Raw genomic sequence first — 15,668 nt, 5'->3', positions numbered from 1 at the left:
ATCTACCGGAGAGTCTGATGGGTGCCGCGCTGCTCGATACCCTGCCGCTGGGGCTGCTGTTCCTCGCCGTGGTCGCCGGTGCGGCCCTGGCCGTTGAAGGCGGGTACCGGCTCGGCAGGTACCGACTCTCCCAGACCATCGAGGAAAAGGAAGCGCCGGTCGGCGCGATGGTCGGGTCGATCCTCGCCCTGTTCGCGTTCGTGCTGGCGTTCACGTTCGGCCTCGCGGCCAACTGGTTCGAGGCCCGCCGCCAGGCCGTACTGGACGAGGCGAACGCCATCGGCACGACGTACTTGCGGGCCGGGCTCCTCCCGGAGCCGGTGCGGGGCGAGAGTGCCCGGCTGCTGCGGGAATACGTGGACGTGCGGCTGGCGATGGTTCAGGACGGGCGGCTCCCCGAGGGGCTCGCCCGCACGGACGAACTCCAGCGGAAGCTGTGGGCGCAGGCCTTGCTCGGGGCGGAGCGGCAGCCTGGGCCGATAACAGCGCTGTACGTCAGCTCACTGAACCAGGTGATCGACATACACGCCGTCCGCGTCCAGGTCGGGGTACGGAACCGCATCCCGACGAGCATCTGGGGTGGGCTCCTGGCCGTGGGTGCCCTGGCGATGGCCGCCGTCGGCTACCAGGCGGGCATCGCGGCCACCCGGCGGTCGCCGGCCATGCTGGCACTGGTGCTGGCGTTCTCCGGGGTGCTATTCATGATCGCCGATATGGATCGCCCGCAACAGGGGTTCCTGACGATCGGCCAGCAGCCTATGCTTGACCTGCAAGCCGGAATGCGGGCGGACGCACACTAGCGCCGCGGCGGCCCGCGACGTAAGCTTGACGTACCGACCGGAGACCGACTCGTGTTCCTGGATTATCTGGCCCTTGCCCTGCTCCTGTTGAGTCTGACGGCAGTCTTTTACCTGTTCATTTATATTCACGACCTGCCGCACAAGATCGCCGAGGGGCGGGACCACCCCCACGTGGAGGCGATCCACGTCGCCTGCTGGCTGAGCCTGATCACCCTCCACGCCATGTGGCCGATCGTGTTCATCTGGGCGGTGTCGCACAAGAAGGGGCAGCCCCACCTCACGCTGGTCTCCGCTGGGGGTACGACCGACGAACTGGCCCGGCGCCTGGCCGTCCTCGAGGAGCGGCTCCGCAACCCGGACGCCGACCCCAAGTAACCCCCGCACACCCCGCACCCGAGGCACGCCGTGGTCGAATCACTCGTCGGGGTCTACGCCCTCATTTGCTGGCTGATCTTCAAGAAGTACAAGCTCCTCCCCGTGACGACGTACACGGTCTGCACGGCCATGCTGATCGGGGCGTCGATCCTCGGGGTGTTGTTCGTCGCCCTGTCGATCTTCCACCCGGTCAGTCACGACGGCCGGCTGTACGCGCCGGTCGTCCAGGTCGTCTCGCAGGTCCGCGGCGTCGTCGTGGAGGTGCCGTTCGAGGCGAACCAGCCGCTCAAGCAGGGCGACGTGCTCTTCAAGCTCGACGCCAAGCCGTTCCAGATCGAGGTCGACCGGCTGCGGGCCTCCTTGGCCGTCAAGAACAGCAAGTTCGCACAGCTCGCCGAGCAGCTTGCCGCCGCGGAGGCGACGACGCGGCAGGCCCGTGCCACGCTGCTGGCGTCCGAGTCGTCCTACGACCGGCAGCTGCGCGAGGAGCACGACGGCGCCAAGAGCAAGGTGGTCGAGCTGAAGGAACGGCTCGAACTCGCGACGGCACAGTTCGGTCGAGCCAAGAACTCGCTCGCGCAAGCGGCGATGAGCCAAGGGGAGTTCGACCGGGCCGAGGCGAATTTCAAGACTACGCAACAGGAGCACAGTCAGGCCGAGGCGAACGAGCGCCTCGCGGCCGAGAAGCTGCGAGGCGGCAGTGCCAGCCTGGAGTCGGTTCGGCAGGCGCTGGCCGCGGCCGAAGCGGCCGAGAGGAAGGTGCGGACCGAGTTCACCACCCAGGTAGACGGCCAGAACCCCGAGGTGCGCGAGACGACGGCGCTGCTGGAGCGGGCGCGGTGGGACTTGGAGCAGACGGTGGTCCGCGCCCCGTCAGACGGGTACGTCCCGCAGAAGCTCCTCCGCCCCGGGCAGATGGCCACCGCCCTGGGCGTCAAGCCGCTGCTGGCCTTCGTGACCGGGGAGAAGCCGCTTCTCGTCGCCAGCTTCCACCAGCGGGTGCTGTCGGACATCAAGCCGGGTCTCGATGCGGAGGCCGTGTTCGACGCGTACCCGGGGCGGTCGTTCAAGGTGAAGGTGCGGCGGACGCTGACGGCGATCCGCGAGGGCGAGCTGGACACCGGCGGGCAGATGGTCACCGGCACGCCGGTGACCGCGCCGGGGTACGTGCCGGTGGTCTTCGACTACGCCGAGGACGTGTCGAACCTGAACCTGCCGGTCGGGGCCGCGGCGAGCGTGGCGATCTACACCGAGCGGGCGCACGCCCTGTCGATCCTGCGGAAGATCATCCTGCGGATTCACAGCTGGGAGAACTTCGTCTTCTGACCCCGGGATGCCCGGGTCACACCAAGCTGTGGTGCTCCCCGACGGCCACCACCGTCGCGGTCGGCGGGGCTGCCGGCTCGACCCCGCCGCCCGGGGGCGGCAGCCGCCGGGCGAACCGCTCGGTGAGAACCGGACCGAGAACGGAGGTGACGACGAGCAGCACGATCACCGAGTTCAGCACCGGCTCGTCGATCAGTCGCTCGCCGGCCGCGTTCTTCGTGTCGTACGCGACCAGCGCGGCCGCAAGGGTCGCGGCGACCTGCGGGAGCGAGAGCGACCACATCGTCAGCCCCTCGTCGCGGGTGTAGCTGTACATGCGGCGGGCGATCTCGGCGGCGACGAACTTCGACCCGATCAGCCCGCCGACGATCCCGAAGACGAGCCAGAAGTTGGATACGAGGGTGTCGGCGAACGCTTTCAGGTCGATCAGGAACCCGATCGTCAGGAAGAAGACCGGGATGAACAGGTGGTTCCCGATGAACTCCAGTTCGTGCTTGGCCTCGCTGTTCCGGGTCGCGGTGTTCACGGCCAGTCCGGCCAGGAAGGCGCCGATGATCCCCTCCAGGTGGATCGCCTCGGCCGCGACCGCCGCCACCGCGACCATCAGCAGCATCAGGGCGAACTGCCCCTCCTTGGCCGGCTTGTAGGCAAATAGTTTGCGGCTGACCCACCCCAGCCCGAGGACCACGGCGGGGACGTAGACGGCGAGCTGGAGCAACTGGATCGCGAACGACTCCGGGGAGAACCCCGAGGCGTGGATCGGGATGCACACCGCGAGAACGAGCAGGGCGGCGACGTCGGTGAACACGGTCGCGCCGATGGTCACCGTGACCGCCTCGTTCCGCACGCGGCCGAGCTTCTCCACGATCGGGAACGCGATCAGCGTGTGGGACGCCAGCAGGGACCCGATGAGCAGGGCGCCGACCCACGGGTACCCGGCCCAGAACCCGACCAGGAAGCCGCCAGCGAGCGGCAGGGTGAACGTGAGCGCGCCGAACCCGAGCGACCGGTTCCGCGACCGGTTGAACATGACGAGGTCGATCTCCAGCCCGGCGAAGAACATGAGCAGGAGCTTGCCGAGCTCGGCGAAGAAGTTGGCGACCTCCCCGTGCTTGGGGGCGACCTCAAGACCGTGCGGCCCGATCAGTACCCCGGCCACCAGCAGCCCGACCACGCCAGGGACGCGCGCGCGGCGGCACAGCGGCGGGACGGTGAAGAGGATTAGCATCGCCACCGAGAACCGGGCCAGCGGCGGCAGGCTGTGGGCCTGTGCGAGAATGGTGTCGAACATGAGTGCGAGCCCCGCTGCAGGGGTTATCGGAGACGGGTGGTCACGGCACCCCGCGGGCGGGACGTGTTACCTCCATCAAGGCACGGCGAAGGAAAATAGGCAAGTGCGGCCGGCGGCTCACGCGGAAGTATCCGCACGGGAGACCGGCAGGGAAGCACTTTTCGATACGTTCGCCAGGTTCGCCTGAACCGGGCGGGTGACGCGCATCCGAACCAACCCGACAGGGAGCCGCGATGAACCCCACGATCACCGGTCAACCCGCCCCCCTCGGCGCGACCGTCGCCGACGGCGGCTGCAACTTCAGCCTGTTTTCGCGCACCGCGGGCGGCGTGGACCTGCTCCTGTTCGACCGCGAGGACGGCGCCGCGGCCCGCGTCGTGCCCCTCGACCCCGTCTCGAACCGCACCTACCACTACTGGCACACGTTCGTCCCGGGGGTGAAGGCCGGACAGCTCTACGGCTACCGGGTGCGCGGGCCGGTTGACCCCGACCGGGGGCTGCGGTTCGACCCCGAGAAGGTTCTCCTCGACCCCTACGGCCGCGGCGTCGTCATCCCGCCCGGGTACTCCCCGGAGCCGGCCCGCCGCCCCGGCGACAACGCCGCGACCGCGATGAAGAGTGTCGTCGTGGACAGCGGCGCTTACGACTGGGAGGGCGACGCCCCGCTCCGCCGACCGTCGGCTCGGACCGTCGTCTACGAGATGCACGTCCGCGGCTTTACCCGCCACCCGAACTCGGGGCTGAAGGACGCCGTCCGCGGGACGTACGTCGGGCTGGCCGAGAAGGTGGACTACCTGCGCGACCTCGGCGTTACCGCGGTCGAGTTGCTGCCGGTCCACGCCTTCGACCCGTTCGCCTGCCCGGCCGGGCTCGTTAACTACTGGGGCTACCAGTCGGTCAACTACTTCTCGCCGCACCCGCAGTACAGCTCCCGCCGCGACCCGCTCGGCGCGGTGGACGAGTTCCGCGACATGGTCAAGGCGCTCCACCGGGCCGGCATCGAGGTGATCCTCGACGTGGTGTTCAACCACACCGCCGAGGGGAACCACGACGGCCCCACGCTCTCGTACAAGGGGATCGACAACCCGACGTACTACATGCTCGAACAGGGCGGGAGCCGGTACGCCGACTACTCCGGGTGCGGCAACACGTTCAACGCCAACCACCCGGTCGCCCGCCGGCTGATTGTGGACAGCCTGCGCTACTGGGTGACCGAGATGCACGTGGACGGGTTCCGGTTCGACCTCGCGTCGATCCTGTCCCGCGCCCCGGACGGCCGCCCGCTGCCGAACGCGCCTGTGCTGTGGGACATCGAGTCGGACCCGGCGCTGGCCGGGATAAAGCTGATCGCCGAGGCGTGGGACGCGGCCGGGTTGTACCAGGTGGGGAGCTTCGTCGGCGACGCCTGGAAGGAGTGGAACGGCCGGTTCCGCGACGACGCGCGCGACTTCCTCCGCGGCGCCCCCGGCTCGGTCGGGCGGTTCGCCGACCGGATGCTCGGCAGCCACGAGGTGTACGGCCACAAGGGGCGCGAGGCCGAGCAGAGCGTCAACTTCGTGACCTGCCACGACGGGTTCACGCTCAACGACCTCGTGAGTTACAACGAGAAGCACAACGAGGCCAACGGGGAGCAAAACCGCGACGGGGCGAACGACAACCGGAGCTGGAACTGCGGCGCCGAAGGCCCGACCGACGACCCCGCGGTGGAGGCGATGCGGAACCGGCAGGTTAAGAACGCTCACGCCACCACGCTGATGTCGATCGGGCTGCCGATGATCCTGATGGGCGACGAGGTGCGGCGAACGCAGGGCGGGAACAACAACTTCTACTGCCACGACACCGAGGCCAACTGGTTCGACTGGGCGTTGGTGCAGAAGCACGCCGACGTCCACCGGTTCGTGAAACTGCTGCTCGCCCGCCGGGTACTCCGGGACGTGTGGCACGAGGAGCAGCGGCTGAGCCTCACGGAACTGATCGCCCGGGCGAACAAGGCCTGGCACGGGACGCGACTGAACCAGCCCGACTGGGGCGAGAACTCCCGCAGCATCGCGTTCGGGGGCGAGCTCCCGGGCGAGGGGCTGACGTTCCACATGATCCTGAACGGCTACTGGGAGCCGCTCGAGTTCGAGTTGCCGGGTGGGAGGGGATGGCGGCGCTGGATCGACACCGCGTTGCCGTCGCCGGACGATATCTGCGAGTGGACCGCGGCGCCCGCAATACCGGGCGTGAGCTACCGGGCCGGCGCGCGGTCGGTCGTCATGCTCTTCGCGGAGACGCGGTAGCCGCAGCGGCACGACAAGGGGGTAGTCCCTACGAGACGGGCTCGCTCCCCCGAGCCCGGCCCTCGCGCCGAGCACGCTCAGCCGCGCTCGGATTCTACCGAGTGCGTCGAGGGCCAAGCGCGAGAAGCTGCCAAGGGCTGAGCGCCCTCGGATGACACGGGGGCAGGGTGGCCTGATGGCCGATCCAGCACTCGCCCTTGAATCACGGCACCACCCGCTTCCAGGGGTGTGTCGGCGACCGCCTTCGACTCGGCCGGGAGCGTTCTCGCAACGCCGGGGTGCCGCTCCGGGTGGCTGGGGCCAGGGGCGAGCGACGCGCAACCGTTAGCGTACGACGGCGGCGACCGATCGGGCGAGGCGCTCGGCGTCGAAGGGCTTCGGCATCACCACGACTCGCGGGCTGGTGGGGACGGCGCCGGGGGCTTGGCCGTCGGCCTCACTGGTCGCCAACACGAACCCGACTCCGGCGCACGAGGGGTCAGCCAGTAACGCGGTCGCGAGTTGTGCCCCGGTCATGTCTTTCAGGTGCATCGACGAAACGACCACTGCCGCTCCCTCGCGTTTCGCGAGCGCGAGTGCCTCGGCCCCCGACTCGGCCGCGTGCACGTTCGCGGCGCCGAGTTGCTGGAGGTAGCGGCGGATGATCCCGGCCTGCGTCCGCGACGGCTCCGCCAGCACGACGGTTCGTCCTGCGACGCCGCTCGCCGGCGCGGCCGTGGCGGTGGACGGTGGTGACAGCGCGAACTCCCCAGTCGACTCGCTGGACCCCGCGGGGGAGTTTCGGTCGATGACGCGGGTCTTGCCGGGAGGCACGGCCGACGCAGGCGGCATCGCCGACCACTCACCAGTCCCAACGTTGGCCGGCGAGAGGTTCGCCCGGACTCGTTCCAGTGCCGCAGCCACCTCCGTCATCGACTGGTAGCGGTCGGCGGGCGCCTTCGCGGCCATCCGCTGGAACACGGCGTCGAGCTCGGCCGGCACCGCCGGCCGTAGGGCACGGACGCTCGGCACCGGCTCGTCACGGTGCTTCAAGAACATCGACATGATCGAAGCAGCCTGGTACGGTGCCCGGCCGGTCAGCAGGAAGAACAGCGTGCAGCCGAGGCTGTACACGTCCGCCCGGTGGTCTACCTCACCAGAATCGACGGCCTGTTCGGGCGGCATGTACTCGGCCGTGCCGACGACCGTGCCGGCCTGGGTCAGTGACAGGTTCGCGGCCGGATTGGCGGGCTCGTTCAACCGGGCCAGCCCGAGGTCGGCCACCTTCACAAGCCCCTCGGTATCGCGGAGGATGTTCCCCGGCTTGATGTCCCGGTGAACGATCCCCTGGGCGTGGGCGTACTCGAGCCCGCGGGAGGCCTGAAGGATGCGGTCGACTGCGTCCTCGACCGGGAGCGGCCCGCGGTCGGCGACCTCGGAGGCCAGGTCGCGGCCGGTCACGAGTTCCATCACCAGGAAAGGCCCGGCCTCCGCCTCGTCGGCGTCGTAAGCCATCACGATGTTGGGGTGGGCGAGCCGGGCGAGCGTCTCCACCTCGCGCTGGAACCGCTCGGCCAGCGTGCCCGAGCGCGCGCCCTCGCGGGACAGCACCTTGAGGGCGACGACGCGCTTCATCCGTCGGTGCCGGGCCTTGAACACCGCACCCATCCCGCCGGCCCCGAGTCGGTCGAGAACCTCGTAGTTCCCGATCCGCAACTCCTCGAACCGCTCGCCGAGGATCGCTTCGGCCTGGAAGGCGGTCAGCTTCCCGGCCTCGACGAGCATACGCGCGGCCGTCGCGCCGTCGGCAGCCGGGGGGATGTCGGCCGGGTCGAGTAGTCCACTGAGGGTAACGCGCTGTGCGAACTCGGCGGCGGAAACCACTCCACGGGTCGCTCTGGTCATCGTCAGGCCCCCTGGCAGATGGTCGGCGCTGCAGTTGCGGCCGCCGGGAACAGGTACAGGAGGAACGTGCCGCACTCGGATTCGAATCCGACCCCGTCCCCGGCGGCCGTGTCAGGCGGCGTGGTCGGGGTGGCGAACGTGAAGTGGTGCGGCGTGCCATAGAGTAGGGTTTTGGCCTGCCCGGCCGCCACGTTCAGGAACTCGGCCACGCAGTCGCGGACCAACGCGGCATCCGGCTCGTCCGCGACACCCGCCAGCACCCGGCGCGCGAGCGCGGCGGCGGTGGCGTACGGGAACGCGAGGGCTGCCCACCACCCCGCTCCGACGTCCAACCGGAGCGCCGCCGCGACGTCGGCGTCGCCGACACACCCGCCGCACCGGACCGCCTCGACGCCGGCCAACTCCCGCAGTGAGGTCACGACGCCGGTGTCGAACGCACCGAGTAACTCGTCCCGCGTGTCCACCCTCGCCCCCGTGGTCAGCCAACGGACTGGTAAAAGCCGCCCTTTAATTCCTCCGCCCGGCGAAAACTGTCCGCCAGGTTGATCGTCGATTCGGCCGCTCCAAGGAGGAGGTAACCGTCGGGTCGCAGCACGCGGGCCACGCGATCGAGGATCGCCTTTTTCGTGCCCACGTCGAAGTAGATCATCACGTTCCGCAGGAACACGAGGTCGAACCGCGGCAGCGACGGCCACTCGCGGACGAGGTTCAGCTCCCGGAATTCGACCATGCGCCGCATGTCGTCGGCTAATTCCCACACGCCGCCCTGCTGGCGGAAGTATTTCAGGAGGAAGGCCGCCGGCAGCCCGCGGTTCACCTCAAGCTGGCTGTAACGACCGTCACGCGCCCGAGCTAAAACCTCCGCCGACAGGTCCGTAGCCAGGATGTTGACGTGCCACGTGACGAGAGCCGGGAAGTACTCGCGGATCAGCATTGCAAGACTGTACGGCTCCTGCCCGGTCGAGCACGCGGCGCACCAGACGGACAGCCGCCGCTCCGCCTCGCGGCGGCGGATTAACTCCGGCAGCACGACCCGCCGAAGGGTGTCGAACGGCTGCACATCGCGGAAGAACAGCGTCTCGTTCGTCACCATCGCTTCGATGACGCGGGTGCCGAGCCCGGCGTCGCGGCCGGTCCTCAGCTGCCCGATCAGGTCGCCTACCGAGCCGAGCCGGAGCTGCGCGGCGAGCGGGCTTAGGCGCGACTCGACGAGGTACTCCTTCCCCGCGTCCAGCACGATGGCGCTGCGGTCGCGGACGAACCGGCACACGTACTCGAAGTCCTGGGCGGTCATCGGCCGCCCTCCCGGCCGACGCGGACCCGCCGCACGACCTCGGGCGCGAGCTGGGCCAGCGGCAGAACGCGGTCGGCGAGCCCGGCGCGGGCCACCGCCCCCGGCATCCCCCACACCACCGAGGTCGCCTCGTCCTGGACGATCACCCGCCCGCCGGCGGCACGAATCGCCTCGCTGCCGCGTAGCCCGTCCTGCCCCATGCCGGTCAGGACGACGCCGAGCGCCGCCGGGCCGTACGCCTTGGCGACCGAGCGGAACATCACGTCCGCGGCCGGGCGGCACGAGTTCTCGGGTGGCTCCTGGTTCAACACCACGCGCACCCCCGCGGCGTCGCGGGCGAGTACCAGGTGATAATCCCCAGGCGCGATCCAGGCGTGTCCGGGGGCGAGTGCCGCACCGGCTCGGCCCTCCTCGACCCGCACGGCGAACCGCGCCGACAGCCGCTCGGCGAGTTGGCGGGTGAACATGGGCGGCATGTGCTGGGCGATTACGACCGGCACCGGGAAGTCGACGGGAAGGCCGGCGAACAGGTCGGCGAGGGCGTTCGGCCCGCCGGTGGACGCCGCGACCGCGACCACGTCCACGCGACCGGACACGGGCACCGGTCCGACGTGCGGGGTAGGGGGGAGCGCCGCGGGGCGGGTACAGAGCGCCTTGATTTCCGGGATCAACTCCTCACGGATGACTCGAAGTGAAGCGTCGAGCCCTCCGCCGGCCGGCTTCGGGAAGTAGTCGGTGGCGCCGAGGGCGAGTGCGTCAAGGGTCGCGGCCGCGCCGCGCTCGGTCACCGCGCTGAACATGATGACCGGCAGCTTCGGGTACGTCTTGCGGATCTCGCGGAGCGTCGCCAGCCCGTCTAGCTCGGGCATCTCCACGTCGAGGACGACGAGGTCCGGCACGACCTGCGCCAGCTTGGCGAGGGCGATGCGGCCGTTGGCCGCGGTGCCGACGACTTCAAGGGTCGGGTCGGCGGACAGCTCCCCGGCCACCGCGCGGCGGAACACGGCCGAGTCGTCGACGATCAGGACGCGGATCGCGGGCACGGCTACTCCCCGAGGACGCCGAGGAGGCTGAGCTTGGCGACGAGGATGTCGCGGGTGAACGGCTTCATCACGTACTCGTCCGCGCCGGCCGCCATGGCGCGGGCGACCTGCGCCTGCTCGGTTTCGGTGGTGACCATCACGACCCGGACGCCGTCGTAGCTGCGGTCGGCGCGAACCGCGGTGATGAATTCAAGCCCGTCCATCACGGGCATGTTCCAGTCCACGAGGATGAGGCCGACGTCGGGCGTACGGGCGAGCGCGGCGAGCCCGGCGCGGCCGTCGCCGGCCTCGGACACGGCGAACCCCTCGTCGCGGAGCGTCTTGCCGATGATGGCCCGGACGGTCCGGGAGTCGTCGATCACGAGCGCGTGCATGCGCGGATCCTCCGGCGAGCCGGGGGCATCAGCCCCCGGATTCTGTGCGAACGGCGCGGGGGAGAATCCGGGGGCTGACGCCCCCGGCTCGCCGGTCAATGCTTGAACCCGCTCACCAACTGCTGCAACTCGTTCGCCATCCGCGACAGGGCGTCGGCCGAGCGCATCGTCTCGCCGGCGCCCTCCGTGGTGCCGCGGGCGGCCTGTGCTACGCCGGTAATGTTCCGCGCGATCTCGTTACTCCCCTTCGCCGCCTCCGTCACGCTCCGGCTGATCTCCCCCGTCGTCGCCGTCTGCTCTTCGACGGCGCTGGCGATGGTGTTCAGGATGTCGTTGATCTCGGTGATCACCTTGCCGATCTGGCCGATCGCCTCGACCGCCCCGCGGGTGTCGCCCTGGATCGCCTCGATCTTCCGGCCGATGTCCTCGGTCGCCCGCGCCGTCTGCTTCGCCAGTTCCTTCACCTCGTTGGCCACCACCGCGAACCCCTTCCCGGCCTCGCCGGCCCGCGCTGCCTCGATCGTCGCGTTCAGCGCTAGCAGGTTCGTTTGCTGGGCGATCGACGTGATGACCTTCACCACGTTCCCGATCGCGGCGCTGCTCTCGCCGAGCTTTGCCACCGTGTCGTTCGTGCGGTCGGCGACCTTGACCGCGGACGTGGCCACCTTGGCCGCCTCGTGCGCGCTGCGGGCGATCTCGCGGATACTCGCCCCCATCTCCTCGGCCCCGGTGGCGACGGTGGCGACGCTCGTGCTCACCTCCTCCGCGGCCGCCGACGCCACCCCCGCCTGCGCCGCCGTTTCCTCGGCGTTCGCGGCCATCTGCTGGCTCACCCCGCCGAGTTGGCGCGACGCCGCGGCCAGGGCGGTGGCACTCTCGGCCACCCGCCGCAGCACGCCCTCCACGTCGAGCCGCAACCGCACCTGTGCGGTCACGTCGGACGCGTACTTCACCACCTTCACCGGCTTCCCGGACCGGTCGATCACCGGGGTGTAGCTCCCCTGAATCCACACCTCCCGGCCGCCCTTGGCGACGCGGCGGAATTCGCCCGCCTGGTACTCCCCCCGGCCGAGGCGCGCCCAGAACTCGGTGTAGCCCGCGCCGGTGCGGGTCGCGTCGTCCACGAACATCCCGTGGTGCCGGCCCCTCACCTCGTCGAGAGTGTAGCCCATCAGCCGCAGGAAGTTGTCGTTCGCCACCAGGATCGTGCCGTCCATCTTGAACTCGATCACCGCCTGGGACTTGTCGATGGCGTCGAGCATGGCCGAGAGCCGGGCCTGCTCCTGCCGGGCGGCTGTCACGTCGTCCCAGTGGACAACGTAGCCCGCCACCGCCCCACCGGCGCCGGGCACGGCGTTGATGCGGGCGTGCAGGGTGATCGACCCGAACGTGAACTCGGCCTCGTGCGGCAGGGCGGCGCGGTTGTGGAGGATGCGCTCGATGGCCCGCGGGTCGCGGTGGAACCGGTGGATCGACCCGCCCAGGAGGTCGTCCACGCCGACCCCGAACACCTTCCGCAACTCGCTCTCCATGCCGCGGAGCGTCTCCAGCGCCCGGCCGTTGGCGTAGACGAGGTTGAGCCCCGGGTCGGCGAAGAAGACGTTGGTCTGGACGGCGTCGAACGCCGCCCGCAGGAACTCCACGGTGTCGAGGCTCGCGGCGGGTTTCGCGGCGGGCCGGGTGCGGGGCTTCTTCGGCGGCGGCATGGGCGGCTCGGTTGGGGGTCAGTCGGGGGCGCGGGCGTCGGCGAGGTCCACCGTGCGGTCGGTGTCGAGGATCAGGAGCAACCGCCCGTCGAGCTTGTACGCCCCGCGAATGAGCCCGCGTGCGGGGCCGGTGAGCGTCTCGGGTGACTGCTCGAACGCACTCTCGGGCACGTCCAGCACGTCGCCGATCTCGTCCACAAGAAGGCTGACGGCCCCGTCGTCGGTCCGTACGACGACGTTCACCGGCGGGTCGCCGTCCGGCCGGTCGGGGAGACCGAGTCGGCGGCGCAGGTCGAGGGCGGTCACAATCTGGCCGCGGAGGTTGATGAGCCCGCGGACGACCGGCGCGGTGAGCGGGACGCGGGTCATCTCCTGCGCGCGGATGATCTCCTGCACGCTCGTCACGTCCACCCCGAAGTGGTGGCCGGCGAGGAGGAACGTGCAGAACTGGCGGTCGACGGGCATGGCTACTCCGGCGATACGGCGGCCGGGTGCGCCGCCTTCACGACCGCCGCGATGTCCAGGAACTCCGTCACCCGGTCCTGCACGACGGCCGTGAACAGCACCCCCGCGCGGCCGGCCGGGGCGCGGGCGGTCACCGCCTCCTCCACGACGTCCAGCAGTCGGCTCACCACCAGCCCGACGCGACGCCCGTCGGCCGCGCACACCGCCACTTGCAACCTACGCTGCTCGTCGGGCCGACGCTTCGCCGCGCGCTTGTGGCGGCTCGGCCGGGAGGCACGGACGAGCGGCAGGATCTCGCCGCGGTACTGCACCACGCTCCGCCCGCCGACTCGCTCCACCGACGCGCGCGGGAATTCTTCCAGCCGGTCGACCGCGGCGAGCGGGATGGCCATCCGCCCGCCGCCGGACGCGACCAGCAGCACCGTCTCGCGCGCCTGAGCGGCCGCGACGGCCGACGGCCGCTCCGCCGCGGCGCGATCGCGCGGCCCGGACACCACACCGGCCCGCTGTGCCAGGCCCAGTACGTCGAGAATCAGTGCCACCCGGCCGTCGCCGAGGATCGTCGCGCCGGAGAACGCCGCCGCTCCCTTTAACTGCTTCCGCAAGGGCTTTACCACGATCTCGCCGGTGTCGTGGATGTCGTCCACGACCAGCCCGAACGGCCGGTCGTCGGCCTGGATCACGACCACGGTCGCGCCGCCGTCGGCCGGCCGCGTCGGGTCCACGCGCAGCAGCCGGTCGAGGTGGACGAGCGGCAGCAGGTTGCCGCGGAGGCGGTAGACCGGCGCGCCGTGGACATACTCGACGCCCGTGTGGGCCTGATCGCCGTCGAGCCGCACCAGTTCGAGGAGGCTCACTTGCGGGATGCAGTAGCGGTCGCCGCCGCACGTCACGGTGAGCGCCGGGATGATGGCGAGGGTGAGCGGGATCTTCATGCTCACCGTCGTGCCGCCGCCGGGCCGGCTCTCCAGATCCACGGTGCCGCCGATCTTCTCGACGTTGGTGCGGACCACGTCCATACCGACGCCGCGGCCGGAGAAGTGGGTGACCCTGTCGGCGGTCGAGAACCCGGGGAGGAAGACGAGGTTCACCGCCTCGCGGTCCGACTGGCGGGCGGCCAGGTCGGCGGACAGCAGGCCGGCGGCGACCGCCTTCGCGCGGACCCTGCCGGGGTCGATGCCGCCGCCGTCGTCGCTGACGCGAATGACCACCTTGCCGCCCTCGTGCGCGGCGTGGAGGTGGAGCCGCCCCTCGGCAGGCTTGCCGCGGGAGAGGCGGTCGGCAGGCGGCTCGATGCCGTGGTCAACGGCGTTGCGGACGATGTGCGTGAGCGGGTCGCGGATGGCCTCGACGACGGACTTGTCGAGGTCGGTGTCGCCGCCATCGAGGTCGAGCCGGACCTGCTTTCCGCACGCCGCGGCAAGGTCACGCACGACCCGTGGGAACTTCCCCCAGAGCGACCCGACCGGCTGCATCCGCGTCTTCATCACGCCGGCCTGGAGCTCGGTCGTGAGCTGGTCGAGCCGCTGCACCGGGCCGTGTAGCGCCGGGTCCTCGCGCGCCGCCCGGAAGCCGACGAGTTGGTTCCGTGCCAGCACGAGCTCGCCGACCAGCGTCATGAGCTTGTCGAGGAGTCCGACGTCCACACGGATGCTACCGTCGGACACCGCCGAGTGTCGCCCTTCAGCGGGCTCGGCCATCGACACGGCCGCGAGCACCGGGGCCGGCGGCGGTTCGGGCGGAAGGACGGTAACGCGCGTCGGCCCGACGACGACGGGCGGGGGGGGCGCGGCGGGCTGCGCTCGGTTGCTCGCCGCCCCTTTCGTGAGCGCTTCGAGGCGGCGGATGATGTCGGAGAAGTCCGCCTCTTCCTCCTGCCCGGTCGCTTCCAGCCCGGCAAGAATCCTGCGAACCGCGTCGACCACGGCGAGCATCGCGGTGGCGATCTCGGGGTTGAAGATGATCTCACCGGCACGCAGTCGGCTCAGGAGGTTTTCGCCGGCATGGGACACGGCCTGGAGTCGGTCGAGTCCGAGGAACCCGGCCGTCCCCTTGACCGTGTGGAGCGCGCGAAACACGCGGTCGAGGGTCTCGCGGTCCCGCGGAGTCTTTTCGAGCGCGACGAGATCGAGGTCGAGTTGTGCGAGGCTCTCGTGCGTTTCGAGGAGGAAGTCGCGGATGATGTCGTTCACGGTGCGATTCTCGCACGCCCCGCGGGGTGCATCCCACCCGGGTGCGTGTCGGTGACTCTTCCATGAACGAATGCGGATCTAAAACCTTCTTAACAGATGCCCGACGCACTGCAATCGATCGGCAACGACGAATCAGAAATTCCGTCCGTTGTGAGGTGTAAAAGTCGCATGGTCAGAGAAGTTGCGCTGGCATCGGAATAATTATCGTGCAATAGAATAAGCGATTGCGGCGGCTTGGCCGACAGGCCGGACGCGTGCGTGCCGCTGTTGATGTCGCGGAAAAGGGACGAGGGCCGTGGGGAGCGGCCCTCGTCGGCGAATCGAGCGGAGAGGGAGGGATTCTCTGACCGCGGTCCTGTTGCCCAGCCTGATCAGTGGCAACTCCTAGCTTTTTAGCCTCCTGCTGCTCCACGGTCAACGGCTGTCGGCTCACAGGCTGCATCCTGCGGTGTTCCCGACCGCCACAAAACCGCCACAAGCTGGATCCCCCGTGAACTACTGCGTTTCTCCAGTTGACGACTGGCGGGTGCCGTCGCGGAACTTGATTGCCGCGGCCGCGGCCGTCGAACTGCTGAGTAACCGCCCGGCGAATCACGTTGAGGGTTGGGTGGGCGCGTAACGCGGCGCGTCCCCCGG

13 protein-coding genes are annotated in these 15,668 nt (G+C 70.0%); 4 read left to right on the top strand and 9 right to left on the bottom strand.

Annotated features, from left to right (window positions below):
- Positions 1-17 precede the first annotated feature (17 nt).
- The 3 genes from ETAA1_RS19350 to ETAA1_RS19340 are packed head-to-tail and all read left to right on the top strand — an operon-like array spanning position 18 to position 2,501.
- Positions 18-800 carry a bestrophin-like domain gene (locus ETAA1_RS19350; RefSeq protein ID WP_145241336.1) on the top strand — a complete coding sequence of 261 codons (783 nt, stop codon included), beginning with the start codon at positions 18-20 and terminating at the stop codon, positions 798-800.
- A 51-nt stretch (positions 801-851) separates the two neighbouring features.
- Positions 852-1,175, top strand: a complete 324-nt coding sequence (locus ETAA1_RS19345) for a DUF3302 domain-containing protein (protein WP_145241334.1) — start codon at positions 852-854, stop codon at positions 1,173-1,175.
- Between the two features lie 30 nt (positions 1,176-1,205).
- The gene (locus ETAA1_RS19340; RefSeq protein ID WP_145241332.1) at positions 1,206-2,501 is read left to right on the top strand and encodes an HlyD family secretion protein; all 1,296 of its coding nucleotides are present in this window, start codon (positions 1,206-1,208) and stop codon (positions 2,499-2,501) included.
- A 16-nt stretch (positions 2,502-2,517) separates the two neighbouring features.
- Here ETAA1_RS19340 and ETAA1_RS19335 read toward each other — a convergent pair whose 3' ends face one another.
- Positions 2,518-3,792 carry a cation:proton antiporter gene (locus tag ETAA1_RS19335; RefSeq protein ID WP_145241330.1) on the bottom strand — a complete coding sequence of 425 codons (1,275 nt, stop codon included), beginning with the start codon at positions 3,790-3,792 and terminating at the stop codon, positions 2,518-2,520.
- Between the two features lie 233 nt (positions 3,793-4,025).
- Between ETAA1_RS19335 and glgX the strand changes: the two genes are divergently transcribed.
- On the top strand, positions 4,026-6,074 hold the full coding sequence (gene glgX / locus ETAA1_RS19330; protein WP_145241328.1) for a glycogen debranching protein GlgX: 2,049 nt from the start codon (positions 4,026-4,028) through the stop codon (positions 6,072-6,074).
- A gap of 324 nt (positions 6,075-6,398) precedes the next feature.
- Here glgX and ETAA1_RS19325 read toward each other — a convergent pair whose 3' ends face one another.
- The 8 genes from ETAA1_RS19325 to ETAA1_RS19290 all read right to left on the bottom strand — a co-directional run bounded on the left by ETAA1_RS19325 (position 6,399) and on the right by ETAA1_RS19290 (position 15,032).
- Entirely contained in the window at positions 6,399-7,958 is a 1,560-nt protein-coding gene (locus tag ETAA1_RS19325; protein ID WP_145241326.1) for a protein kinase domain-containing protein, read from the bottom strand.
- Positions 7,959-7,960: 2 nt separating this feature from the next.
- Positions 7,961-8,422: a chemotaxis protein CheX gene (locus tag ETAA1_RS19320; RefSeq protein ID WP_145241324.1), complete on the bottom strand. Its 462-nt coding sequence runs from the start codon at positions 8,420-8,422 to the stop codon at positions 7,961-7,963.
- 14 nt (positions 8,423-8,436) lie between these two features.
- Complete coding sequence (locus tag ETAA1_RS19315; RefSeq protein WP_145241322.1) at positions 8,437-9,252, bottom strand: CheR family methyltransferase; 816 nt, start codon at positions 9,250-9,252, stop codon at positions 8,437-8,439.
- On the bottom strand, positions 9,249-10,295 hold the full coding sequence (cheB, locus tag ETAA1_RS19310) for a chemotaxis-specific protein-glutamate methyltransferase CheB (RefSeq protein ID WP_145241320.1): 1,047 nt from the start codon (positions 10,293-10,295) through the stop codon (positions 9,249-9,251). Before cheB ends, ETAA1_RS19315 begins: the two co-directional genes overlap by 4 nt.
- Positions 10,296-10,297: 2 nt before the next feature.
- A complete protein-coding gene (locus tag ETAA1_RS19305) occupies positions 10,298-10,669 on the bottom strand; it encodes a response regulator (protein ID WP_145241318.1) in 372 nt (123 codons plus the stop codon).
- A gap of 95 nt (positions 10,670-10,764) precedes the next feature.
- Complete coding sequence (locus tag ETAA1_RS19300) at positions 10,765-12,375, bottom strand: methyl-accepting chemotaxis protein (RefSeq protein WP_145241316.1); 1,611 nt, start codon at positions 12,373-12,375, stop codon at positions 10,765-10,767.
- An 18-nt stretch (positions 12,376-12,393) separates the two neighbouring features.
- On the bottom strand, positions 12,394-12,840 hold the full coding sequence (locus ETAA1_RS19295) for a chemotaxis protein CheW (RefSeq protein ID WP_145241314.1): 447 nt from the start codon (positions 12,838-12,840) through the stop codon (positions 12,394-12,396).
- A 2-nt stretch (positions 12,841-12,842) separates the two neighbouring features.
- Positions 12,843-15,032: a chemotaxis protein CheA gene (locus ETAA1_RS19290; RefSeq protein WP_145241312.1), complete on the bottom strand. Its 2,190-nt coding sequence runs from the start codon at positions 15,030-15,032 to the stop codon at positions 12,843-12,845.
- Positions 15,033-15,668 lie beyond the last annotated feature (636 nt).

It is taken from the genome of Urbifossiella limnaea, from assembly GCF_007747215.1.
Classification (GTDB): Bacteria; Planctomycetota; Planctomycetia; order Gemmatales; family Gemmataceae; genus Urbifossiella; species Urbifossiella limnaea.
This window is presented reverse-complemented; position numbering and strand designations above follow the sequence as displayed.

Coding starts and splice junctions, on each gene's coding strand:
- ETAA1_RS19350 (WP_145241336.1), top strand. CDS start 18: ATGGGTGCCGCGCTGCTCGATACCCTGCCGCTGGGGCTGCTGTTCCTC.
- ETAA1_RS19335 (WP_145241330.1), bottom strand. CDS start 3,792: ATGTTCGACACCATTCTCGCACAGGCCCACAGCCTGCCGCCGCTGGCC.
- glgX (WP_145241328.1), top strand. CDS start 4,026: ATGAACCCCACGATCACCGGTCAACCCGCCCCCCTCGGCGCGACCGTC.
- ETAA1_RS19325 (WP_145241326.1), bottom strand. CDS start 7,958: ATGACCAGAGCGACCCGTGGAGTGGTTTCCGCCGCCGAGTTCGCACAG.
- ETAA1_RS19315 (WP_145241322.1), bottom strand. CDS start 9,252: ATGACCGCCCAGGACTTCGAGTACGTGTGCCGGTTCGTCCGCGACCGC.
- ETAA1_RS19305 (WP_145241318.1), bottom strand. CDS start 10,669: ATGCACGCGCTCGTGATCGACGACTCCCGGACCGTCCGGGCCATCATC.
- ETAA1_RS19300 (WP_145241316.1), bottom strand. CDS start 12,375: ATGCCGCCGCCGAAGAAGCCCCGCACCCGGCCCGCCGCGAAACCCGCC.
- ETAA1_RS19295 (WP_145241314.1), bottom strand. CDS start 12,840: ATGCCCGTCGACCGCCAGTTCTGCACGTTCCTCCTCGCCGGCCACCAC.